Below are 23,665 nucleotides of genomic sequence, written 5' to 3'. Positions count from 1 at the left end.
CAGTCAGATCAGCAGCACAAAAAAAACCCCGCTTTCGCGGGGTTTTTCATTAGGCCAACTGAGGCTGTACGCTCACAGGCTTGAGCGGCAACAGCGGCGCATGGGGATCGGCATCCACCGATGTGCGCCAGGCTTGCAGCCACTCGGCGTGGCCTTCGTTCCAGACTTGCTCATGCAAGCGACCCAGTGCCACCGGATCACTCAGCAGGGCCACACGCTCGTCGTTGGTCAGCCCGGCAGGTCCGACCTTCATCGCATGGCGAACCCGCTCGATACGCAGCCATTCGATCGGTTCTGCCTGACGGTGACGGGACGTCGCCAGCGCGCACGCCAAGGCGTTCTGTTGTGGATCGACCACTGCCCGGACGAAGCCGTCGTTCAGCGCATGCCAACGGTTTTCGTGGGTGTACTGATCGGTCGCCAGCAACGCCTGTGGCGGATTGTATTCCTCAGGGATCAGGAACAGGCTTTCGTCACGGGACTTGAGGCCCAGGCCGACACGGCTGGAGATCACCGATACCGGGATCGACAGCATCAGCGAACCGACAATCGGCACCAGCCACCAGAGGAAGCTCGGGTTCAGCCAGATCACCAACAGCGCCCAGAAGAAGCCCAGCAAGGTTTGCGGACCGTGGCGTTTGACCGCTTCGCTCCATGGCGTGGAGTCATCGTCACGTTGTGGCGAGTTCCAGGTCGCGGCCCAGCCGAGGAACGCTGCGAGTACGAAACGGGTGTGGAAAATCATCCGCACCGGCGCCAGCAACATGGAGAACAACATCTCCAGCAGCATCGACAGCGTCACCTTGAACTTGCCACCGAACTCTTTCGCGCCCTTGGCCCAGATCAGGATGATGCTCAGCAATTTCGGCAGGAACAGCAGCACGATGGTCGTCGAGAACAGCGCAATCGCCTTGTCCGGCTGCCATTGTGGCCACAGTGGATAGAGCTGACGCGGTTCCAGGAAGTATTGCGGCTCCATCAACGTGTTGACCGCCAGCAAGGCCGTCGACAACACCAGGAACAAGAACCACAACGGCGCAGACAGGTACGACATGACGCCGGTCAGGAACACCGCACGGTGCACCGGGTGCATGCCCTTGACCAGGAACAGCCGGAAGTTCATCAGGTTGCCGTGGCACCAGCGACGATCACGCTTGAGTTCGTCCAGCAGGTTTGGTGGCAGTTCTTCGTAGCTGCCCGGCAAGTCGTAGGCAATCCATACGCCCCAGCCGGCACGGCGCATCAGCGCAGCTTCGACGAAGTCGTGGGACAGAATCGCACCGGCAAACGCGCCTTTACCGGGCAACGGCGCCAGGGCGCAGTGCTCGATGAACGGCTTCATGCGGATAATCGCGTTGTGACCCCAGTAGTGGGATTCGCCCAACTGCCAGAAGTGCAGACCGGCAGTGAACAGCGGACCGTACACACGCGTGGCGAACTGCTGCATACGCGCATAAAGGGTGTCCATGCCCGACGCACGCGGCGCGGTCTGGATGATCCCGGCGTCCGGCGTGGCTTCCATCAGGCGCACCAGACTGCTCAGGCATTCGCCGCTCATTACGCTGTCGGCGTCGAGCACGACCATGTACTTGTAGTCACCGCCCCAACGACGGCAGAAGTCGTCGAGGTTGCCGCTTTTACGTTTTACGCGGCGGCGGCGGCGGCGATAGAAGATCTTGCCGAAGCCTTTGCCTTCACGGCAGACGTCCAGCCAGGCCTGCTGCTCGGCAACGCAGATGTCGGCGTCGTTACTGTCGCTGAGCACGAAAAAGTCGAAGCGATCCAGATTACCCGAGGCCGCAACCGACTCGAAGGTCGCCCGCAAACCGGCGAACACCCGCGGCACGTCTTCGTTGCAGATCGGCATCACCAGTGCGGTGCGTGCGTCCTTGGCGATCGGCTCGTTGCCGGCGCTGGCGCCGGAAATGCGGTACTTGTCACGGCCGGTGATCAACTCGAGGAAGCCCATCAGCGCGGTCCAGAACCCCGCCGAGACCCAGCAGAACAGAATCCCGAACATAATCAGAATGCTGGTTTGCAAGGCATATGGCAGCACTTGCGTGGCGGTTTGGGTCAGAGGTTGATGCAGAACTTCTTCAAGATCGACGAACGACCAGCCCTGGTACGGCATGATGCCTTTCATGTACCAGCCGGCGACGATCGTCTGACCGAGCATCAGCACCAGCAGAATGTAACGGCGGATCGAACCGACGGTGCGCCAGCGAGCTGCCGGCAGCACGTTCTCATCCTTCGGCGGAGCCGGCGGATTGGTGCGACCGGTCAGCCGACGCCAGCCACGCACCAGAATGTTGGTGCGCCACGGCTCCGGCACGACTTTGGTCCGACGGATCGGCGGGGTTGCCTTCAGGCAAACCCGGCCACTGGCGTCGAGCACCAGCATTTCCGAGTCCGCCAGTTCTTCGGCGGTGTTCAGGGTCAGGCGCCGGCCAACCGAGGCTTGAGCAGCCTCGGTCGGCGCGTCGAACGTCGAGGACGACAGACGTTCATGCAGTTCACTGAAAGACTTGCAGCCCGCGAGTTCCGCGCGCTGCTCGTCGCTCATCGGCAAATGCGCCAGATATTCGGCAAGCGTTTGTGGCTGTACTTGTGAATTACTCATCGGCGGGCAACTGATAGCTCCAGGTCTCGGTCAGGACTTGTTCAGTCGGTGCCGATTCCGTTGTGGCTGGGGCCGCTTCAGCAGCAACAGGCTGCTTGGCGTCTTTGTTGTCCTTGTCCTTGGTGTCCTTGACTTGCTGGGCTTGCGCTTCAGTCTGCTTGGCTTCCTTGTCCTTCTTCTCTTGCTGTCGGGCGGCGATCTTGTCGGCCTTGGCAACGGAAGAACTGGACGCTGGCGCCGCGGTCTTGAGCGCCTCGGCAGGCGAGATGTTCTTGACCAGCGCTGCGCGCATTTCGGTGGCTTTGCTTGGATCCTTGATCTTCATCCGCAATGTCAGGCGCCAGCCCTTGGTTTCAGGGTTGTAACGGACGCTGTTCTCGACCAGTTCTGCGTTGTCGCCAACACTCACCTGGCTGCGTACTTCAGCATCTTCCGGCAGGACTTGCAGGGACGGGCCTTCGAAATCCACCAGATAGGCCACGCTGCCGTCCGGCTGACGAATCAGGTTCGACTGCTTGACGTCACCCGTGGAACGCAGGGTCTGTTGAACCCAGGCGCTGTCCGGCGAATGCAGGGAGGCTTCGTCGATGGTCCAGTGCATGCGGTATGCAACGTCCAGGGACTGGCCAGGCTCAGGCAGTTTTTCCGGGCTCCAGAAAGCGACAATATTGTCGTTGGTTTCGTCAGCCGTAGGAATCTCTACCAGATCGACGGAGCCTTTGCCCCAATCGCCTTTCGGTTCGATCCAGGCACTTGGGCGCTTGTCGTAGCGGTCATCGAGGTCTTCGTAGTGACTGAAGTCACGGCCACGTTGCAGCAAGCCGAAACCGCGCGGGTTCTCGATCGAGAAGTTACTCACGGACAGGTGTTTCGGATTGTTCAGTGGACGCCAGATCCATTCGCCGTTACCAGCATGAATCGACAGGCCGCTGGAATCGTGCAGTTCGCGACGGTAGTTCAGCACTTTCGACGGCTGGTTGGCGCCGAACAGGAACATGCTGGTGAGCGGCGCAACGCCGAGTTTGGCGACCTTGTCACGCAGGAACATCCTGGCCTTGACGTCGACGACCGTGTCGCTGCCCGGACGCAGGGTCAGGCGATAGGCACCGGTGGCACGCGGCGAATCCAGCAGGGCGAAGATCACCAGGTGCTTGTCACCCGGTTTCGGCTGTTGAATCCAGAACTCGGTGAAGCGCGGGAACTCTTCGCCGGATGGCAACGCGGTATCAATGGCCATGCCGCGAGCGGACAGACCGTAGGTTTGCCCCTTGCCGATGACGCGGAAATAACTCGCGCCAAGCATCGTCATGATTTCGTCTTGCTTGTCGGCCTTGTTGATCGGGTACAGCACACGGAAACCGGCATAACCCAGCTGTTCGGTGGCTTTAGGATCGAACTTCACGTCGCCGAAATCGAAACGACTTGGGTCGTATTTGATCTCTTCGACGGTGTTGGCCGTGATTTCGTTGATTTTCACCGGCGTATCGAAGTGCATACCCTGATGATAGAACGATAGCTTGAATGGGGTTTTCTGGTTCGCCCATTCGGCTTTTTCCGTGAGGAACCGAATTTTTTGATAGTCAGCGAATTTCATCTCGCGAAATTCATTCGGCAGGTTACTGCGCGGGGCTTCGTATTTTTGCCCGGCCAGCTCTTTTGCCTTGACCGATACGTCATCCAGATTGAATGCCCAAAGTTGGCCGGCGCTGAACAGGCAGAGCAGTGCAGAGCCTGCTACCAGAGCGCTTCGAAACCGTTTGGCAGACAATTTTGGTGCATTACAGGGACTAACAATCACGAGCAACCCTCGCCGAAAACAGATCAAAAAACCAACGGCCAGTTAAAGTGCCAGCACGGTGTGCGGTGGAAAAAACCGACCCTGCGAACGACTCTTGCCAAGTTGGCGAGCATTGTTCCGACTCCTATGGGGCAAAATGATTCCCCAACAGGCCTCGGACAAGTCTCTACCTAAGTCAAAACGGACCAACGAACGCCGATCCCCGTAGCGCGCGATTATCTAGCAGGCCGCGTTACAACGCATCAGGGGGAACCAAGTATTTATCGGGAAAAGCCTCTGTTTACAGTCGAAATGCACCTAAAAAGATATTTCAAGCGCTTTCACGTCTGTAACAGGAAGGTTACCGGGCCATCATTGACCAGATGCACCTGCATATCCGCGCCGAATCTACCTGATGCCACAGTGCCATGCACCTGTTTCGCTTTACCCAATAGATAGTCGAACAGCTCCTCGCCCAAAGCAGGAGGAGCCGCAGTCGAAAAACTGGGGCGCAACCCGTTTTTGGTGTCGGCGGCCAGGGTGAACTGCGAGACCAGCAGCAACCCACCGCCTACGTCCGCCAGGGACAGATTCATCTTGCCCTCGGCGTCACTGAATACTCGATAGTTAAGCAGTTTATGCAGAAGTTTGTCGGCACTGGCCGGAGTATCGTCGGGCTCGACCGCCACCAGCACCAGCAACCCCTGATCTATCGCGCCAACCACCTCTCCCGCAACCTCGACTCGCGCGCCACGCACGCGTTGCAGCAGGCCCTTCATGCTTCGTCAGGCGACAGGTTGAGCATACGGCGGGCCATCAGATCAGCGGCGCGTACCAAGGCATCGGTGATACCCGATTCGGACGCTGCATGACCGGCGTCGCGAATCACCTGCAATTCGCTGTTCGGCCAGGCCTGATGCAATTCCCAGGCGTTGTCCAACGGACAGATCACGTCGTAACGACCATGGACGATAACGCCAGGCAGGTGGGCGATCTTGGCCATGTCACGAATCAGTTGGTTCGGCTCGAGGAAAGCATTGTTGGTGAAGTAGTGACACTCGATACGGGCGATGGACAACGCACGCTGAGGCTCGGAGAAGCGGTCGACCACCAGCGGATTCGGCCGCAGGGTGGCGGTGCGGCCTTCCCACATGGACCAGGCCTTGGCCGCGTGCATCTGGGCAATCTGATCGTTGCCCACCAGGCGTTTGTGGAACGCCGAGAGCAAGTCGTGGCGTTCGTCCTGCGGGATCGGCGCGATGTAGTCCTGCCAGTAATCGGGAAACAGGCGACTGGCGCCACACTGGTAGAACCACTCGATTTCCTGGGGACGGCAGAGAAAAATCCCGCGCAGAATCAAACCGTGTACGCGCTCCGGATGGGTTTGCGCGTAGGCCAGGGCCAGGGTCGAACCCCAGGAGCCGCCGAACAGCACCCACTTGTCGATGCCCAGGTGTTTGCGAATGCGCTCAAGGTCGGCGACCAGATCCCAAGTGGTGTTGTTTTCCAGGCTGGCGTGGGGCGTGGAGCGACCGCAACCACGCTGGTCGAAGGTGACAATGCGATACAGGTTCGGATCGAAATACCGGCGGCTCTGGGCATCACATCCGGCGCCAGGGCCGCCGTGGATGAACACCACCGGCAAACCTTCCGGCGAACCGCTTTCGTCGACATACAGCGTGTGGGTTTTATCGACAGCCAGATCGTGCCGGGCGTGGGGTTTGATCTGCGGGTACAAAGTCTGCATTGCGCGCTCCGTAAGGGGTCGAGGTCATCCCTGGGGGGACTTCTATTATTCTGCCGTCCGGCATCATAAACCCGAATTACTTCAATGAGCATGCCCCTTGGCGCGTCAGAGTTTGTCAGCCCGTTTTCTCAGCCAAATAGCCGAGCAGGGTTTCATAGAGTCGGTCGACCTCGGCGACCTGCCCCCGCGCCCGCAAACAGCCGTGAACCAGCCCCTCCCCGTAATAAAGCGTTGCGCTTACGCCTGCGGCGTTGAGTCGCTCAGCGTAAAGCACGCCGTCATCGCGCAGCGGGTCGAACTGCGCCACGGCGATCAATGCCGGTGGCAGACCGCTGAAATCGTCGGCGAGCAAGGGCATCGCATAGGCACCCGGTTGGCGGGGTCCGCCTAAATACAACGCGTGATAACAATCCAGATCGCTGCTGCTGAGCAATGGCGCATCGGCGCATTCGTTGCGCGACGGCAATCGGTGGTCGCCGCCCAGTCCCGGATAGATCAGAACTTGTGCGCATGGCATTGGCTCACCGGCATCGCGCAACGCGAGGCACAACGCAGCGGCGAGATTGCCGCCAGCGCTGTCGCCCGCCACCAGGGTGCGCACAGGGTCGAGCTGAAACGGTCCCGCGTGCAGCGCGCGCCAGATACTCAGGCAGTCATCGAACGCCGCCGGGAACGGATGCTCCGGTGCCAGCCGATAATCGACGGCGATCACCATCACCCCGAGCACCGACGCCAGTTCGGCGCAGATGAAGGCGTGGGAATCCAGATCCCCCACCACCCAACCGCCACCGTGCAGATACACAATGCACGGCTAACCGTTGGTCGGCGGCGTGACCGGCGGTTGCCAGGAGCGTACGGCTACGCCTGCCAATTGAAAGTCGACCACCTCAAGTCCTGCGGGGCATGGCGGGGTAAACGCCCGGCACATCTCGCTGTAGACCTGACGCAAACCGGTGAGGCTGCTGTCGGTGCTGTTGAAGCTGAGGGTTTTCTCGACGAAAGCCGCCATGTGTTCAGAGAGTGGATAAGGAGCCATGAGCCTGCAGCCAGCCAAATAGAGGAAGTCAAAAAATTTGAACGACGCAAATCCTGTGGGAGCGTGGCTTGCCCGCGAAGAATGCGCCGCGGTTTTTCAGGTATTACGCGTCATCGTTCTTCGCGGGCAAGCCACGCTCCCACAGGTTCTGCGCTCCCCCTCGCCACAGTGATCCCGTTCGACCAGTCAGTTTTTCAAACTGGCCTGAACGGTTGCCACACCCTCCTTGCCATCAAAACTGCTGACACCTGCCAGCCATCGTTGAAGATCTTCGGGATGATCACGCAGCCATTGCCTGGCGACCTCCTGCGGCGTCTTGCGCTCCATGATCGGCACCATCAACTGGCTTTCCTGAGCGGCGGTAAAAGTCAGGTTTTCCAACAGGCGGTTCACGTTCGGGCAGCGTTCGGCATAGTCCGGCGCGGTCACGGTGGAAACGGTCGCCGCGCCTTCGTTCGGCCCGTAGACGTCTTCGCTGCCGGTCAGGTAGGCGATGTTCATGTTGATGTTCATCGGATGCGGGGTCCAGCCGACGAACACCACGAACTCCTTGCGATTGACCGCCCGCTGCACGGCGGCCAGCATCCCGGCCTCACCGGATTCGATCAGTTTGAAGTCCTTCAAGCCAAAGCGGTTGGTCTCGATCATGGTTTTGATCGTGGTGTTGGCGCCGCTGCCCGGCTCGATGCCGTAGATCTTGCCGCCGAGTTGATCCTTGAATCTGGCGATGTCGGCGAAGGTTTTCAGCCCCGCCGCCGCAACGTAGTCAGGCACGGCAAGGGTCGCCTGGGCATCCGAGAGGCTCGGTTTGTCCATGACCTTCACTTGATTGGCGGCCACGAACGGCGCGATGTTTTTGTCCATCGCTGGTTTCCAGTAACCGAGGAAGATATCGAGGCGTTTGTCGCGGATGCCGGCGAAGATGATTTGCTGCACGGCGCTGGTTTGCTTGCTTTCGTAGCCGAGGCCGTTGAGCAATACGTCAGCCATGCCGCTGGTGGCGATCACATCGGTCCAGTTGACCACGCCCATGCGTACGGTCTTGCAGGAAGCGGGGTCGTTGGCGAAAACGCTGGTGCTCAGAAGAGCAGTGCCGGTGAGGATTAACAGACAGCGGTTGAACAGTCGTTTCATCGGGAAGGCTCGCTCGGCAGCAGATTATTATGGGCCCGGTGTCTTCATGCACCGTGCCCAGAACATTACGCAGCGTCGAGAGGGTAAAAGCGAACTGTAGCGACCGAGATTTGCACAGTGGCGACAGTTCCAGTCAGGTATCGAGGCGACCTGTGGCGAAGGGGTTAATCGCAATCCATGTGGGAGCGGGCTTGCTCGCGAAGGCGGTGTACCAGGCAACATAGATGTCGACTGACATTCCCTCTTCGCGAGCAAGCCCGCTCCCACAGGTGAATGGTTATGCCTGATATCGCTGTTGACCCCACGCCAGCAGCCCTTGCAGCAATTCCCTGAGCACCACTTGCGTCGGTGCCGCCAGGTCCGGGCGATAGCGGAATGGCTCGAACTCTTCCATGTACGTGCACTGACCCAACTCCAGTTGCACGGCATGGATGTTCTCGGCCGGGTTACCGTAATGCCGGGTAATGTGCCCGCCCTTGAAGCGACCGTTCAGCACATGGCTGTAATCGCCATGCCGTGCGCAGATAGCTTCCAGTTGGCTGGCCAATTGTGGATCGCAACTGGCGCCGTTGAAGGTGCCGAGGTTGAAGTCCGGTAGCTTGCCGTCGAACAGGTGCGGGATGATTGAGCGGATCGAGTGCGCATCGAATAGCAGCGCGTAGCCGTATTCGGCTTTCAGCCGCGCCAGTTCTTCCTGCAAGGTGCGGTGGTACGGCGTCCAGATGTGCTCCAGATAAGTCGCCCGTTCTGCGGCCGATGGTTCCAGCCCTTCGCGGAACAATGGAATACCGTCGAACAGCGTGGCCGGGTACAGACCGGTGGTAGCGCCGACATATAAAGGCTTGTCGTCGGACGGTCGGTTCAGGTCGATGACAAACCGCGAGTACTCGGCTGCCAGGGTACTCGCGCCCAGCTCGGCGGCGAATTCGTACAGCCGGGGGATGTGCCAGTCGGTGTCCGGCAGGCTTTTCGCGTCGGGAATCAATCCCGCTTCGACCACTGGGGTCAGGCGCAGGCCGGCGTGGGGCATGCTGATCAGCAGCGGCACGCGGCCTTGTTTGAAGTTCAGAACCTTATCCACAACTGCTCTCCTAAACGCTTGTTTCGACGCCGTGACGCACGACGCGTTTTTCCAGGTCGCCGCCCAGCCAGTACGACAGGTCCGCCGGTCGATCAATCTGCCAGGCGACGAAGTCTGCGACTTTTCCGGCTTCCAGCGAACCGTGAGTCTCGGCCATGCCCAGCGCGGTGGCGGCATGAATCGTTGCGCCAGCAAGAGCCTCTTCCGGGGTCATGCGGAAACAGGTGCAGGCCATGTTCAGCATCAAGCGCAACGACAGCGCCGGCGAAGTGCCCGGGTTGAGGTCGCTGGCGATGGCGATTTTTACACCGTGTTTGCGCAGGGCTTCCATCGGCGGCAATTGGGTTTCCCGCAGGAAGTAGAACGCGCCGGGCAGCAATACCGCGACCGTGCCGGACTTGGCCATGGCGATGGCGTCGTCTTCGGTCATGAATTCCAGATGGTCGGCGGACAACGCGTGGTAACGCGCCGCCAGGCTCGAACCGTGCAACGACGACAATTGCTCGGCATGCAGCTTCACTGGCAAGCCGAGGTTCTGCGCAGCGACGAAAACCCGTTCGACCTGTTCCGGCGAAAACGCCAGGTACTCGCAGAAAGCGTCCACTGCATCCACCAGCCCTTCGGCGGCCAGGGCCGGGAGCATCTCGGCGCAGATGTGATCGATGTAGTCGTCGGCGCGATCAACGTATTCCGGCGGCAAGGCATGGGCGGCAAGGCAAGTGCTGCGCACGCTGACCGGCAGCTCGGCGCCAAGACGGCGGATCACCCGCAGGATCTTGCGTTCGCTGGCCAGGTCCAGGCCGTAGCCGGACTTCATCTCGACCGTGGTCACGCCGTCGCGCATCAGGCTCTTCAGGCGCTTGGCGGCGCTGGCGAACAGCTCGTCTTCGGTCGCCGCGCGAGTAGCGCGCACGGTGCTGGCGATGCCACCACCGGCCGCAGCAATTTCTGCATAGCTGACGCCTTGCAGGCGCTGTTCGAATTCACCGCTGCGGTTACCGCCGAACACCGTGTGGGTGTGGCAGTCGATCAGGCCCGGAGTCACCCAGGCCCCTTTAAGATCATTGACGGCCGGGTACTCGCCCGACGGCAGTTCGCCGCGCGGACCAATCCACTCAATGTGCGCACCTGACGTCACGATGGCCGCATCCTCGATGCTCGAGTAGACGCCTTGCGCCATGGTTGCGACGTGGCAGTGTTGCCAGAGAGTTTTCATCCCTTAGTCTCCACAATGTTCAAAATCGTATCGCGGGCAAGCCTGCTCCCACAGGTTCAGCGAGATCCTTGTGGGTGCGGGCTTGCCCGCGAAGGGGCCCTTACAGGCTAGGAAGTAATTTCACCGACACCAATTCATTCAGGCAACGCGTGGCCAACAACTCACTGGCCGCATTGATGTCTGGCGCAAAGAAACGGTCCTTCTCATAAAACGGCACTTCAGCCCGCAAAATCGCCCGGACCTTTTCCAGTTTGGCCGAGGTTTTCAGACCTTCACGCAGGTCGAGGCCCTGAGCCGCCGCCAGCCACTCCACTGCCAGAACCCCACGCGTGTTTTCCGCCATTTCCCACAGACGCTTACCTGCCGCCGGAGCCATGGACACGTGGTCTTCCTGGTTTGCCGATGTCGGCAAACTGTCCACCGAGTGCGGATGAGACAGCGCCTTGTTCTCGCTGGCCAATGCTGCTGCAGTCACCTGAGCGATCATGAAGCCGGAGTTCACGCCGCCATTGGCCACCAGGAATGGCGGCAGTTGTGACATGTGCTTATCCATCATCAGCGAGATGCGGCGTTCGCTCAGCGAACCGATTTCGGCGATGGCCAAGGCCATGTTGTCGGCAGCCATGGCCACCGGTTCGGCGTGGAAGTTACCGCCGGAGATCACGTCGCCTTCAGCGGCGAACACCAGCGGGTTGTCGGAGACGGCGTTGGCTTCGATGGCGAGCACTTCGGCGGCCTGACGGAACTGGGTCAGGCAGGCGCCCATGACTTGCGGCTGGCAGCGCAGGGAGTACGGGTCCTGGACCTTTTCGCAGTTCTGGTGCGAGTCGGACACTTCGCTGCGCTCACCCAGCAGATCGCGGTAAGCGGCAGCGGCGTCGATCTGGCCTTTCTGGCCGCGAGCCGCATGAATGCGTGCATCAAACGGCGAGCGCGAGCCCAGTACCGCTTCTACAGTCATGCCACCAATGGCCAGGGCGCCAGCAAACAGGTCTTCGCCTTCGAACAAACCGCGCAATGCATAAGCGGTAGAAACCTGAGTGCCGTTGAGCAGCGCCAGACCTTCTTTGGCAGCCAGGGTCAGCGGAGTCAGACCAGCAACTTTCAGCGCTTCGGTGGCGGGTAGCCACTCGCCTTTGTAACGCGCCTTGCCTTCACCCAGCAGCACCAGCGACATGTGCGCCAATGGTGCCAAATCGCCGGATGCGCCGACCGAACCTTTCAATGGAATGTGCGGATACACCTCGGCATTGATTAGCGCGATCAGTGCATCGATCACCACGCGGCGAATGCCGGAAAAACCACGGCTCAGGCTGTTGACCTTGAGCACCATGACCAGCCGCACCAAGGCGTCGCTGATCGGCTCGCCAACACCGGCGGCGTGGGACAGCACCAGCGAGCGCTGGAGGTTTTCCAGGTCTTCACTGGCGATGCGGGTCGAGGCCAGCAGGCCGAAACCGGTGTTGATGCCATAAGCGGTGCGGTTCTCGGCGAGGATCTGTTCCACACAGGCAACGCTGGCTTCGATTTGCGCCGAAGCACTTTCGTCGAGGGTGATGTTGACCGGTTGCTGATAAACATCACGCAGTTGGGCAAGGCTCAGCTGGCCGGGAATCAAATTAAGCGCAGTCACATCATTCTCCTTTTGAGAGTTTTTATTAACTAACCAGACGCTCCGGAAATTTCCGTTGTCCGTCGCTTCCCGACTTTTTGAGAGGGGCTGGCGCCTTGGCACGCTGGTGTTGTGGATTTCAGTTCAGGTTCGGTAAAGCCTTGTGCAGCAAACTCTGGTCTTTCAAAACACCGGCAGCGGCAGCGATGTCCGGTGCCAGCCAGCGGTCCTGGTCGTAGGCCGGAACCCGCTCACGCAGCAGACGCCACGCGGTATCGGTGCCAGCGCCAAAGCGTTGCTCCTTGAGGAATTCAAACGCCTGGGATGCCAGCAAATATTCAATGGCGAGGATCTGCGTGCAGTTTTCCAGCGCGCGATGCAGCTTCAGCGCCGCGTTGGTGCCCATGCTCAAGTGATCTTCCTGCAAGCCCGAGGTGACGTAGTTGTCGAGCACCGCCGGTTGCGCCAGTTGACGATTTTCCGCACACAGGGACGCGGCAACGTACTGGACGATCATCATCCCGGAATTCACCCCGGGATTGGCCACCAGAAACGCCGGCAGACCGCTGACGTGCGGGTTGATCAAACGGTCCAGGCGACGCTCGGCGATGGAGCCGATTTCGGCCATGGCGATCGCCAGCAAATCCGCCGCCAATGCCACCGACTGACCGTGCGGGTTGGCCTGGGACACCACCCGGAAGTTGTCCGGCGTGCCCAGCAGCATCGGGTTGTCGGTGACCGAGTTGAGTTCGGTTTCGATCTGCTTTTTCGCGTGCTCAAGTTGATCGCGAGCGGCGCCGTGGACTTGCGGGATCGAGCGGATGCTCAATGCATCCTGAGTACGAATGCCCTTGCTGCTGGCAATCACTTCACTGCCATCGAGCAACGCCCGCAGGTTGATGCCGACTTGCTGCATGCCCGGGTGAGGCTTGAGCGCGATGATCTCGGCATCGAACGCGGCGATCTGGCCACGCTGAGCTTCGAAGCTCATGGCACCGATCACATCGGCCCACTGCACCAGACGCGTCGCATCGGCAATGGCCAGACAGCTGAGACCGGTCATGCACGGCGTGCCGTTGACCAGGCACAAGCCATCTTTGGCGCCCAGTTGCACCGGCTGCAGACCTTCTTCGCTCAACGCCTGCTGCGCGGAAACGATCTGCCCGCGATAGCTGACATTGCCGACACCCAGCAGCGTGATTCCGATGTGGGCCATGTGGGTCAGGTAGCCCACCGAACCCTGGGACGGCACTTGCGGGGTGATGCCGCGATTGAGCAGTGCCAACAGGGCTTCGACCACCTGGCGATGAATGCCGGATTTGCCATGGCTATAGTTGCGAATAGCGGCGCAGATGATTGCGCGGGTCTGCTCGTCGGCCAAAGGCGCGCCGACGCCACAAGCGTGGCTAAGCAAGGTGTTGCGCGATAACTGGCTGAGTTGTTCGTCTTTGAGCGAGACGTTGCACAGCGCGCCGAGTCCGGTGTTGACGCCATAGGCACGCTCGCCACTGACGACGATGCGCTGGACGATCGCCTGGGCATTCTCGATCCGCGCCCAGATCTGGGGCGACAGCTCGAGCTGTGCGCCGTGACGGGCTACGGCAACCACATCCTGCCAGCGCAACGGGGCGTCGGCGATAACGATTTTTTCAGCCTGGGACATCTTCAACCTCGTGCGTACAACCTGAATATTGATGCAGCTTCACCACCGCCTTCGCGAGCAAGCCCGCTCCCACATTGGATCTGTGTCGAACACAAATTTTTAATACACCAACAATCTAATGTGGGAGCGGGCTTGCTCGCGAAGAGGCCAGCACAAACACCGCAAATCTCTTTAAACCACCGCAGCCCGCCGCTGTACAAACCGGTCCACATACTCATCCGCCGGCGAATGCAGGATCTCTCGTGGCGTGCCGACCTGAATCAGCCGGCCATCCTTGAGGATCGCGATGCGGTTGCCGATGCGCACGGCCTCGTCGAGGTCGTGGGTGATGAAGACGATGGTCTTGTGCAGGGTCTTTTGCAGTTCCAGCAACTGGTCCTGCATCTCAGCGCGAATCAGCGGGTCGAGGGCGCTGAAGGCTTCGTCCATCAGGATGATGTCGGTGTCCGCCGCCAGTGCGCGAGCCAGGCCTACACGTTGGCGCATGCCACCCGAAAGCTGATGCGGATATTTGTTTTCGTAGCCCTTGAGGCCCACGGTGTTGATCCAGTGCAGCGCGCGCTCGGCGCACATCTGCTTGCTCTCGCCACGCACTTTCAGGCCGTAGGCGACGTTATCCAGCACGGTCTTGTGCGGCAGCAGGCCGAAGCTCTGGAACACCATGCTGATCTTGTGCCGGCGAAATTCGCGCAGGGCTTCCATGTCGTATTGCAGGATGTCCACGCCGTCCACCAGGATCGCGCCGCTGGTGGGGTCGATCAGGCGATTGAAGTGGCGCACCAGGGTCGACTTGCCGGAACCCGACAGGCCCATGATCACGAAGATCTCGCCAGTGCCAATGCTCAGCGACAGGTCGTTCACGCCGACCACGCAGCCGGTTTCGGCCAATACCTGATCTTTGGTCTTGCCCTGGCCAATCATGCCCAGCGCATCCTTGGAGCGGCTGCCGAAAATCTTGAAGACGTTTTTGACTTCGATCTTGCTGATGGCTTCGTTGCTCATTTGCTCACCTCATGCCGTGGCCGACCATACGCCTGAGTAATGCGGTCGATGACCACTGCCAGAATCACGATCGCCAGACCGGCTTCAAGGCCGCGTCCGACGTTGAGGGTCTGAATCCCCACCAACACATCTTCACCCAAGCCACGGGCACCGATCATCGAGGCGATGACCACCATCGACAGGGCCATCATGGTGGTCTGGTTGATCCCGGCCATGATGCTTGGCAGGGCCAGCGGCAGTTGCACGCCAAACAATTGTTGCCAGCGATTGGCGCCGAAAGCGTTGATCGCTTCCATCACTTCACCGTCGACTTGGCGAATACCCAGATCGGTCAGGCGGATCAGCGGCGGCGCAGCGTAGATCACCGTGGCGAAAATCGCCGGGACCTTGCCCAGGCCGAACAGCATCAGCACCGGGATCAGGTACACGAAACTCGGCATGGTCTGCATGATGTCCAGCAGCGGCATCAGCACCGAACGCAGGCGATTGCTGCGCGCCGAGAGGATGCCCAGCGGAATGCCGATCAGCACCGAGATGACCGTCGCCACCATCATCAGCGCCAGGGTCTGCATCAGCTTGTCCCAGAGGCCGACCGCACCCACCAGGAACAGCAGACCGACGATGACCGACGTGGTCACGACTTTGCGGGTCGCGTGCCAGGCAACGCCCGCCACGATCGCCAGCATCAGCCACCAGGGCGCCGCACGCAGCAGCCCTTCAAGATTGACGATGGCCCACAGCAGGGTGTCGGAGATGCTGCGGAATACGTCGCCGTAGTTGGTGACCAGCGAATCGACCCAACTGTTGACCCAGTCGGCGATGGAAAAGGTAAAGCTTTCGGGAAACATAAAAAGACTCTCAATCAAGGGGTTGCGATCAAGCATCCGACTGCCGTTGCCGACAGTCGGAGAAACTCAACCTACAAGGCCGCGTCGATCTTTTTGGCTGCGTCTTCGCTCACCCATGCGTGCCAGACTTCAGGATGTTCCTTCAAGAAGATCTTGGCCAGTTTTGGCGATTCGATCCGCTCTTTGGCCATGCGCCCGAGGTTCTGATTAAGCAAGTCGATTGGCAGGTTGACCTTTTCCAGCACAGCCACCAGTTCCGGGGCTTGCTCGTGGAAGGTCTTGGACAGGCCGACCTTGATGGTCACTTCCTTGTTCACGCCTGGTTTCTCTTCGAGTTTCACCAGGTCAACCTGGCCCATCAGCGGGGTTGGCGACCAGTAGTAGAACAGGATCGGCTCGCCACGCTTGTAGCTCGACAGCACCGCGGCATCCAGCGCCGGACCGGTGCCCGGACGGAAGTTGGTGTAGGTGCTTTCCAGGCCGTAGCTTTTCAGCATTTCGCTGTTGTCCAGCTCACAGGTCCAGCCGGCCGGGCAGTTGTAGAAACGGCCCTTGGATGGCTCTTCCTGATCCTTGAACACTGCAGCGTATTTACCCAGATCGGCGATCGCTTTCAGGTCTGGTGCTTTAGGCTCCAGCTTGCGCTTGGCGTCGCCTTCGATCACGTAACGCGGCACGTACCAACCTTCGACAGCACCCACGACAGGCGCGCCGACACCGACAACTTTGCCGGCCTTCTCGGCCTTGTTCCAGACTTCGCTACGACCAACCCACTCTTCGGCGAAGATTTGAATATCGTTGCTGCTCAGGGCGTTTTCCATGGTGATGGAGTTGCCCGGCAGGCTGTCGGTCTTGCAGTCGTAGCCTTTCTCCAACACGACTTGCAGCACGTCGGTCAGCAGCATGGCGCTTTCCCAGTTCAGGCCAGCAAATTTCACCGGTTTGCCCGACTCGCACCAACCAGCCGCCTGAGTGGCGCCGGCGCTGGCCAACAGGCCCATGGAAAGCAATGTGGTCAGCAGGGTCTTGTTCGATTTCATTGTTTGACGCTCCTAATCATGAGTTGGCTTACGGCAGTCAAGAGGCATCCAGCCCTGTCCACGTCCAGTCAGGCCTGCGCCGCAGCGCGACCGGCCCCGCTTGTTATAGGTGCTGCATCGCTGTCCTGCTCGACTGGCAGAATCAGGTGATCGGGTACTGCGCTGTGCCATTTTTTTGCGCACACGTAATACAGGCCTGCGGGAAGCACCAGACCGATGATCCAGGAAATATCCACACCACCCAGAGCGTGCACCAGCGGACCGGTGTAGAACTTGGTAGAGATGAACGGCAGTTGCACCAGCACACCGAAGACATAGACGCTGATACCGAGGGGGTTCCAACGGCCGTAGCGACCGTTCGGATCGGCCAGTGCCGGCACGTCATAGCGCTCGCGGGTGATGCAGTAGTAGTCCACCAGGTTGATCGCGCTCCATGGCGTGAAAAAAGCCAGCAAAAACAGGATGAAGGACTTGAACGCACCGAGGAACGAGTGCTGACCGAGCAACGCGATCAGGGTCGCAGTGCCGACGATGACCAGCACGAAGACCAGACGCTGCAAACGCGTTACTTTCAGGTCACCACGGAAACCGCTGATGACCGTCGCAATGCACATGAAGCTGCCGTAGGAGTTCAGTGTTGAGATGGTGACCTTGCCGAACGCGATGCTGAAGTACAGCAGCGCCGCGGTGGCACCGGTACCGCCCAGACCCACGATGTAGGCCACTTCGTGGCCGGCGAACTGCCCGTTGGCCGAGGCGGCCGCAAGCACGCCGAGGATCATCGCCACCTGTGCACCGATAACCGAACCGGCGCCAGCGGCGAAAAAGGTTTTCACCGAGGACGTGCTGCTCGGCAGGTAGCGTGAGTAGTCAGCCACGTAGGGGCCGAAGGCGATCTGCCAGGACGCCGCGAGCGACACCGCGAGCAGAAAGCTGGTCCAGCTGAAGTGGCGGATTTGCAGGAGTGCGCCAACGTCAGTCTGGCTCATCAGGCGACTGAACAGGTAAACAAAGGCAATCACGCCAATGACGCTGGCGACACGGCCGATCCAATGGATCACCCGATAACCGAGCACCGTGACCAGCACGATGACGCTGGCGAAGATGAGGATCCCGACGCTGTCGCTGACGCCAAACAACTGGCCCAGCGCCTGGCCGGAAAGCACGGTGCCCGTTGCGGTGAAGCCCAGGTACATCAGGCACACCAGCACGATCGGGATGGCCGCGCCGTAAACACCGAACTGCACCCGGCTAGAGATCATCTGCGGCAGGCCAAGCTTGGGCCCTTGCGCCGCATGCAGCGCCATTACGCCACCGCCGAGCAGCTGACCGATCAACAGACCGATCAACGACCAGAACACGTCACCGCCCAGCACCACGGCCAGGGCCCCGGTGACAATCGCGGTGATTTGCAGGTTGGCACCCATCCACAGGGTGAACTGGCTCAACAGACGACCGTGTCTCTCCGCTTCCGGGATGTAGTCGATCGAACGTTTCTCGATCAACGGTTTACTGCCTGCACGATCGTCATTAACAGCCATTGTTCAACCTCTGTGGATTGTTATGGGAAGCCATTGTGGAACTGCTTTTTTGTGGGAGCGGGCTTGCTCGCGAAAGCGGTGGATCAGCCAGCACAGATGTTGAATGTGCCGGCCTCTTCGCGAGCAAGCCCGCTCCCACAGGTAAAGCAATCTGCGTTACTTGCCGGTAATCATCGGCAGGTTCAGGCCCTGCTCCTTGGCGCAGTCGATTGCGATCTGGTAACCCGCATCGGCATGACGCATGACACCGGTAGCCGGGTCGTTGTGCAGCACGCGAGCGATACGCTCGGCCGCTTCGTCAGTACCGTCGCAGACAATCACCATGCCCGAGTGCTGGGAGAAGCCCATGCCGACGCCGCCGCCGTGGTGCAGGGAAACCCAGGTCGCACCGCTCGCGGTGTTGAGCAGAGCGTTGAGCAGTGGCCAGTCGGACACGGCGTCGGAACCGTCCTGCATCGATTCGGTTTCGCGGTTCGGGCTGGATACCGAGCCGGAGTCCAGGTGATCGCGACCGATCACGATCGGTGCGGACAATTCCCCGCTGCGGACCATCTCGTTGAAAGCCAGACCGAGCTTGGCGCGCAGGCCCAGGCCAACCCAGCAGATACGTGCCGGCAGACCTTGGAAGCTGATGCGCTCACGGGCCATGTCCAGCCAGTTGTGCAGGTGGGCGTCGTCCGGAATCAGTTCTTTTACTTTGGCGTCAGTCTTGTAGATGTCCTGCGGATCGCCCGACAGCGCCGCCCAACGGAACGGGCCGATGCCACGGCAGAACAGCGGACGGATGTAAGCCGGTACGAAGCCTGGGAAGTCGAACGCGTTCTCGACGCCTTCTTCCTGAGCCATCTGACGGATGTTGTTGCCGTAGTCGAAGGTCGGAATACCCATTTTCTGGAAGTCGAGCATCGCTTTAACGTGCACGGCCATGGACTGCTTGGCGGCTTTGACCACGGCAGCAGGCTCGGTCTTGGCGCGAGCGCGGTACTCTTCCCAGGTCCAGCCGGCCGGCAGGTAACCGTTGAGTGGGTCGTGGGCGCTGGTCTGATCGGTGACCATGTCCGGGCGCACGCCGCGCTTGACCAGTTCAGGCAGGATTTCAGCCGCGTTGCCCAGCAGGGCGATGGAAATCGCTTTGCCTTCTTTGGTGTATTTGGCGATGCGGGCCAGCGCGTCGTCGAGGTCGGTGGCTTGCTCATCGACATAGCGGCTGTTCAGGCGGAAATCGATGCTGATCTGCTGGCATTCGATGTTCAGCGAGCAAGCGCCGGCCAGGGTTGCGGCCAATGGTTGAGCGCCGCCCATGCCGCCGAGGCCTGCGGTCAGGACCCAACGACCTTTCAGGTCATCGTTATAGTGTTGGCGACCGGCTTCGACGAAGGTTTCGTAGGTGCCCTGAACGATGCCCTGGCTGCCGATGTAGATCCAGCTGCCAGCGGTCATCTGGCCGTACATGGCCAGGCCTTTGGCGTCGAGTTCGTTGAAGTGTTCCCAGCTCGCCCAGTGTGGCACCAGGTTGGAGTTGGCGATCAGCACGCGTGGGGCGTTGCTGTGGGTCTTGAACACGCCGACCGGCTTGCCGGATTGCACCAGCAGGGTCTCGTCGTCGTTCAGGTTGGTCAGGCTTTCGACGATCTTGTCGTAGCATTCCCAGTTACGTGCCGCACGACCGATACCACCGTAAACCACCAGTTCTTTAGGGTTCTCGGCGACTTCCGGGTCGAGGTTGTTCATCAGCATGCGCAGCGGCGCTTCAGTCAGCCAGCTCTTGGCGGTCAGCTTGTTACCGCGCTGCGCACGTATTTCAACATCACGGTACTTTGTAAAAGAGGCGGTAGTAGGTTTCTGGGTATTGTCAGTCACGAAAAAGACTCCTCAGCGATCAATCCAAACCAACCCTGGCGGTGGGCAAGCGAGCTTGTGCGCGTCAGAGCGCCACAAGCGAATCAGTGGACGTTGCGAGGAGTCTCGATCGACTCATACGCATACGTCTTTACTTGTACATACAAGCATATGCAATCAAGCGGCCAACTTGCTGGATGAGTGTTCAAGAAAAGTTTTGAAAGGGCTGGAAAGGCTGTAGATCAAGGGCCTTGAGGAAGATGAAATTTTTGGGGGGGGATTTTGCGCGAGGACGATGGCTGTTACTTGAGCGTGGTTTTGCGCCACGCTGGGGCGTTCGGTAACAAAGTGGTGCGCAATGGGAAACGGGGTTTCGAGCTCTGAAAAGCATCGCGGGCAAGCCCGCTTCCACAAGTACGACGGTGTCCTGTGGGAGCGAGCTTGCCCGCGATAGAGGCGACTCTCGGTGTTGGATCAGCGCGCGATCAGCTCGATCACACAGCACTGCCCCTTGATAGAGATATCCAGCAGGCCAACGTTACCGTCCAGTTGCAGACAATCATGGCGTCCTAGCTGAGAGGCGTTGTTACCCACCGTCACTTCAAGCTGTTCAGCGACGCTGAACACCAGCACGGTGCCGGCCGAACTGAAAAACCGCTGCTCACCCTCCAGCCACTGCAACCGCGCGCGGTAACGGTCCGGCGCATAAATCAGGTTGAAATCGCGAATCGGGCCGCCGAGCAATGTGCAGGACACATGACTCTCGCCACTGAAAGCAAACGGGTCCAGCGGTAACAACGACCGTGTGTCCTGACCGTCGACGCGCAAGGTCATGCCCTCGCCTTGCAGCACAGTGATCACCCGCTCATAGCCGGCAAAGGTGGAAAACCCGCCCGACTCGCCGATGTCGGCAATCGACAGGCGCCAGCCAAAACCATCAAGGCCCACACCGGTATCGCGGGTGATTTCTTCAGTGCTGCCACCGCCGTTTTTCCACGGCATGCGCGGGTAATCGGCCGCGCGTAAAACTTTCAACTGGCTCATTTATGGCTCTTTATTTATGGAACCGTCCTTCCAGACGATGACGGGAACCGGGGTGAATCAAACGGGCGGCGGTCACGGGCTGACGGCCGGACCAGGTACGGCGACGAATCAGCAGGCAAGGTTCGCCCTTCTCAATCTGCAGCAACTTGCATTCGGACGGCTCGGCGAGAATCGCTTCGACCACGTGCTCGCCTTCAGTCAATGGCGCGACCTGATTCAGATAGGCGTAAGGCGTTTGCAAGGTGAAGTCTTGCTTGAGGTAGTCCGGCGCCACCAGCGCGTTGACGAAACGGTCTTCGATTTGCACCGGAATGTCGTTTTCGAAATGCACGATCAGCGAGTGGAAAACCCTCTGGCCTTCGCGCATGTCCAGGGCCAGGGCGCGCTCGGAACCGGCAGCCTCTTCTTCAAGGGTGATTACCTTGCAGGTGTGGCGATGGCCACGGGAGGCGATCTCGTCGGCGATGTTGTGCACTTCAAACAAGGCAGACTGACTTTTCGGCTCGGCGACGAACGTACCGACACCCTGCATGCGCACCAGCAAACCGTCGGCGGTCATCTCGCGCAGGGCGCGGTTGATGGTCATGCGGCTGAAACCCAGCTGGCTGACCAACTCGCTTTCCGACGGAACGCGGTAGTGCGGCGGCCAGTTTCCACTGTCGATTTGCTGGGTGATCATCTGTTTGACGCGGGCGTACAAGGGCGCCGGACTGTCGCCCATGTGTGCGGCCAACGGGGAGACTGCAGGCGGAGTCGGCACGTTTAATCCTTGTTGGTTGAATAGAGGTAATGTGGCTCGTGTGGTTAGTTCTGTCAGTCAATTTCGGCGCCAGAAAATCCAGATCCTGCGTTGCTGCTCCTCGCCATAGCCAGCTAAGACTCGTCGCAGCGCCTTGGCTCTGAATTTCTGGCATCCGAACTTGAGCTGACGAACTAACCACACGAGCCACATAGCTTGCCGGAGTTTACCGAGCAGGCAAACGTCTGTATATGTATATACAAATAACATACGATGGGGTGCTGAACCATGTCCGCCTTCTTTGCCGAACGCGCGCTGCTGCCTAGTGGATGGGCCAACAATGTACGTCTTGAGGTCAGTGCCGATGGCGTGCTGACCCATATCCAGGCCGATTCCCACGCAGATGACGCCGAACGGCTGAGCGGTCCGCTGCTGCCGGGAATGCCGAATTTACACTCCCACGCCTTCCAGCGGGCCATGGCCGGGTTGGCAGAAGTGGCGGGTAATCCGAACGACAGTTTCTGGACCTGGCGCGATTTGATGTATCGGCTCGTCGGAAAAATCAGCCCGGATCAACTCGGCGTCATCGCCCGTCAGCTGTACATCGAAATGCTTAAGGCCGGTTACACCTCAGTCGCGGAGTTTCATTACGTACACCACGATACGAGCGGCCAACCGTACGCAGACCCGGCCGAACTGGCGCTGCGCATCAGCCAGGCGGCCAGCTCCGCCGGTATTGGTTTGACCCTGCTGCCAGTGCTCTACAGCCATTCCGGGTTCGGTGGCCAGACCCCGAACGAAGGTCAGCGCCGCTTTATCAACAGCACCGAAAACTATCTGAAACTTCAGTCGCGCTTGCAGCCGATCCTGGCGCAGCAACCGGCCCAGGCCCTGGGTTTGTGTTTCCACTCGTTGCGTGCGGTCACCCCGCAGCAGATCAGTGAAGTGCTGGCGGCCAGCGACAAGCAGTGCCCAGTACACATTCACATTGCCGAGCAGCAGAAGGAAGTCGATGACTGCCTTAGCTGGAGCGGTCGCCGGCCGTTGCAATGGCTGTACGAAAACACCGACGTCGATCAGCGCTGGTGCCTGGTCCACGCAACCCACGCCAACCCCGAAGAAGTCACGCTCATGGCCAAGAGCCGCGCCATCGCAGGCCTGTGCCTGACCACCGAAGCCAACCTCGGCGACGGGATTTTTCCGGCGGTGGATTTCCTGGCGCAGGGCGGGCGCATGGGCATCGGTTCCGACAGCCATGTCTCGTTAAGCGTGGTGGAAGAATTGCGCTGGCTGGAATACGGCCAGCGTCTGCGCGATCAGCGGCGTAATCGTTTGTATGGCGCGGATCAGCCGATGGTAGGCCGCACACTGTACGACGCCGCGCTGGATGGCGGCGCCCAGGCGCTGGGGCAGCCGATCGGCGCCCTGGAAGTCGGCAAGCGTGCGGATTGGTTGGTGCTCGATGGCAACGATCCGTACCTGGCGACGGCCAGTGGTGACGGGATTCTCAATCGCTGGTTGTTTGCCGGTGGTGATCGTCAGGTGCGGGATGTGCTGGTCAACGGCCAGTGGGTCGTGCGTGATGGGCGGCATGCCGGGGAAGAAGAGAGTAACCGCGCCTTCACCCAGGTTCTGCGCGATCTCTTAGGCTGACACAAAAAAATGTGGGAGCGGGCTTGCTCGCGAAGGGACCGTCATCTTCAACACAATTGTTGACTGACAGACC

17 protein-coding genes and 1 pseudogene are annotated in these 23,665 nt (G+C 60.0%); 1 reads left to right on the top strand and 17 read right to left on the bottom strand.

Annotation, left to right across the window (positions count from 1 at the left end; all coding sequences use genetic code 11):
* Positions 1 to 49 precede the first annotated feature (49 nt).
* The 17 genes and pseudogenes from mdoH to hutC all read right to left on the bottom strand — a co-directional run bounded on the left by mdoH (position 50) and on the right by hutC (position 21,921).
* Positions 50 to 2,620 carry a glucans biosynthesis glucosyltransferase MdoH gene (mdoH, locus tag KVG95_RS07520; protein WP_217855359.1) on the bottom strand — a complete coding sequence of 857 codons (2,571 nt, stop codon included), beginning with the start codon at positions 2,618 to 2,620 and terminating at the stop codon, positions 50 to 52.
* The gene (locus KVG95_RS07515) at positions 2,613 to 4,418 is read right to left on the bottom strand and encodes a glucan biosynthesis protein G (RefSeq protein ID WP_217855357.1); all 1,806 of its coding nucleotides are present in this window, start codon (positions 4,416 to 4,418) and stop codon (positions 2,613 to 2,615) included. Before KVG95_RS07515 ends, mdoH begins: the two co-directional genes overlap by 8 nt.
* 320 nt (positions 4,419 to 4,738) lie before the next feature.
* Positions 4,739 to 5,176 (bottom strand): D-aminoacyl-tRNA deacylase, encoded by a 438-nt coding sequence (dtd, locus tag KVG95_RS07510; RefSeq protein WP_123361149.1) that lies wholly within the window; start codon positions 5,174 to 5,176, stop codon positions 4,739 to 4,741.
* A complete protein-coding gene (pip, locus tag KVG95_RS07505; RefSeq protein WP_048396065.1) occupies positions 5,173 to 6,144 on the bottom strand; it encodes a prolyl aminopeptidase in 972 nt (323 codons plus the stop codon). Before pip ends, dtd begins: the two co-directional genes overlap by 4 nt.
* Positions 6,145 to 6,259: 115 nt before the next feature.
* Positions 6,260 to 7,180 (bottom strand): annotated as a pseudogene (locus tag KVG95_RS07500) (alpha/beta hydrolase).
* Positions 7,181 to 7,366: 186 nt separating this feature from the next.
* Positions 7,367 to 8,314: a choline ABC transporter substrate-binding protein gene (locus tag KVG95_RS07495; protein WP_217855355.1), complete on the bottom strand. Its 948-nt coding sequence runs from the start codon at positions 8,312 to 8,314 to the stop codon at positions 7,367 to 7,369.
* Positions 8,315 to 8,591: 277 nt separating this feature from the next.
* Positions 8,592 to 9,395 carry an N-formylglutamate deformylase gene (gene hutG, locus KVG95_RS07490; RefSeq protein ID WP_217855347.1) on the bottom strand — a complete coding sequence of 268 codons (804 nt, stop codon included), beginning with the start codon at positions 9,393 to 9,395 and terminating at the stop codon, positions 8,592 to 8,594.
* 10 nt (positions 9,396 to 9,405) lie between these two features.
* Complete coding sequence (gene hutI / locus KVG95_RS07485; protein WP_217855318.1) at positions 9,406 to 10,611, bottom strand: imidazolonepropionase; 1,206 nt, start codon at positions 10,609 to 10,611, stop codon at positions 9,406 to 9,408.
* A 100-nt stretch (positions 10,612 to 10,711) separates the two neighbouring features.
* Positions 10,712 to 12,244: a histidine ammonia-lyase gene (hutH, locus tag KVG95_RS07480; protein ID WP_217855316.1), complete on the bottom strand. Its 1,533-nt coding sequence runs from the start codon at positions 12,242 to 12,244 to the stop codon at positions 10,712 to 10,714.
* Positions 12,245 to 12,362: 118 nt separating this feature from the next.
* Positions 12,363 to 13,886, bottom strand: a complete 1,524-nt coding sequence (gene hutH / locus KVG95_RS07475; RefSeq protein WP_217855314.1) for a histidine ammonia-lyase — start codon at positions 13,884 to 13,886, stop codon at positions 12,363 to 12,365.
* Positions 13,887 to 14,057: 171 nt separating this feature from the next.
* On the bottom strand, positions 14,058 to 14,888 hold the full coding sequence (locus KVG95_RS07470; protein ID WP_051414811.1) for a quaternary amine ABC transporter ATP-binding protein: 831 nt from the start codon (positions 14,886 to 14,888) through the stop codon (positions 14,058 to 14,060).
* Positions 14,885 to 15,736 (bottom strand): ABC transporter permease, encoded by an 852-nt coding sequence (locus KVG95_RS07465; protein WP_030129253.1) that lies wholly within the window; start codon positions 15,734 to 15,736, stop codon positions 14,885 to 14,887. The genes KVG95_RS07470 and KVG95_RS07465 overlap by 4 nt, the downstream gene beginning before the upstream one ends.
* A gap of 71 nt (positions 15,737 to 15,807) precedes the next feature.
* On the bottom strand, positions 15,808 to 16,776 hold the full coding sequence (locus tag KVG95_RS07460; protein WP_123361141.1) for an ABC transporter substrate-binding protein: 969 nt from the start codon (positions 16,774 to 16,776) through the stop codon (positions 15,808 to 15,810).
* Positions 16,777 to 16,844: 68 nt separating this feature from the next.
* A complete protein-coding gene (locus KVG95_RS07455; protein WP_217855312.1) occupies positions 16,845 to 18,317 on the bottom strand; it encodes a purine-cytosine permease family protein in 1,473 nt (490 codons plus the stop codon).
* 156 nt (positions 18,318 to 18,473) lie between these two features.
* Complete coding sequence (gene hutU, locus KVG95_RS07450; protein ID WP_217855310.1) at positions 18,474 to 20,177, bottom strand: urocanate hydratase; 1,704 nt, start codon at positions 20,175 to 20,177, stop codon at positions 18,474 to 18,476.
* A 453-nt stretch (positions 20,178 to 20,630) separates the two neighbouring features.
* Positions 20,631 to 21,200, bottom strand: coding sequence for a HutD/Ves family protein (locus KVG95_RS07445; protein WP_217855309.1), 570 nt, complete (start codon positions 21,198 to 21,200; stop codon positions 20,631 to 20,633).
* 10 nt (positions 21,201 to 21,210) lie between these two features.
* The gene (hutC, locus tag KVG95_RS07440; RefSeq protein ID WP_201087442.1) at positions 21,211 to 21,921 is read right to left on the bottom strand and encodes a histidine utilization transcriptional repressor HutC; all 711 of its coding nucleotides are present in this window, start codon (positions 21,919 to 21,921) and stop codon (positions 21,211 to 21,213) included.
* A 306-nt stretch (positions 21,922 to 22,227) separates the two neighbouring features.
* Between hutC and KVG95_RS07435 the strand changes: the two genes are divergently transcribed.
* Positions 22,228 to 23,592, top strand: a complete 1,365-nt coding sequence (locus tag KVG95_RS07435) for a formimidoylglutamate deiminase (protein ID WP_052966807.1) — start codon at positions 22,228 to 22,230, stop codon at positions 23,590 to 23,592.
* Positions 23,593 to 23,665: the final 73 nt, after the last annotated feature.

Source organism: Pseudomonas farris (genome assembly GCF_019145235.1).
GTDB classification, from domain to species: Bacteria; Pseudomonadota; Gammaproteobacteria; order Pseudomonadales; family Pseudomonadaceae; genus Aquipseudomonas; species Aquipseudomonas farris.
The sequence above is the reverse complement of the archived record's forward strand: the minus strand, read 5'-3'. Positions and strand labels throughout refer to the sequence as shown.

Coding starts and splice junctions, on each gene's coding strand:
- pip (WP_048396065.1), bottom strand. CDS start 6,144: ATGCAGACTTTGTACCCGCAGATCAAACCCCACGCCCGGCACGATCTG.
- KVG95_RS07465 (WP_030129253.1), bottom strand. CDS start 15,736: ATGTTTCCCGAAAGCTTTACCTTTTCCATCGCCGACTGGGTCAACAGT.
- KVG95_RS07445 (WP_217855309.1), bottom strand. CDS start 21,200: ATGAGCCAGTTGAAAGTTTTACGCGCGGCCGATTACCCGCGCATGCCG.
- mdoH (WP_217855359.1), bottom strand. CDS start 2,620: ATGAGTAATTCACAAGTACAGCCACAAACGCTTGCCGAATATCTGGCG.
- hutI (WP_217855318.1), bottom strand. CDS start 10,611: ATGAAAACTCTCTGGCAACACTGCCACGTCGCAACCATGGCGCAAGGC.
- KVG95_RS07460 (WP_123361141.1), bottom strand. CDS start 16,776: ATGAAATCGAACAAGACCCTGCTGACCACATTGCTTTCCATGGGCCTG.
- hutH (WP_217855314.1), bottom strand. CDS start 13,886: ATGTCCCAGGCTGAAAAAATCGTTATCGCCGACGCCCCGTTGCGCTGG.
- KVG95_RS07470 (WP_051414811.1), bottom strand. CDS start 14,888: ATGAGCAACGAAGCCATCAGCAAGATCGAAGTCAAAAACGTCTTCAAG.
- KVG95_RS07435 (WP_052966807.1), top strand. CDS start 22,228: ATGTCCGCCTTCTTTGCCGAACGCGCGCTGCTGCCTAGTGGATGGGCC.
- KVG95_RS07495 (WP_217855355.1), bottom strand. CDS start 8,314: ATGAAACGACTGTTCAACCGCTGTCTGTTAATCCTCACCGGCACTGCT.
- hutC (WP_201087442.1), bottom strand. CDS start 21,921: ATGGGCGACAGTCCGGCGCCCTTGTACGCCCGCGTCAAACAGATGATC.
- dtd (WP_123361149.1), bottom strand. CDS start 5,176: ATGAAGGGCCTGCTGCAACGCGTGCGTGGCGCGCGAGTCGAGGTTGCG.
- KVG95_RS07455 (WP_217855312.1), bottom strand. CDS start 18,317: ATGGCTGTTAATGACGATCGTGCAGGCAGTAAACCGTTGATCGAGAAA.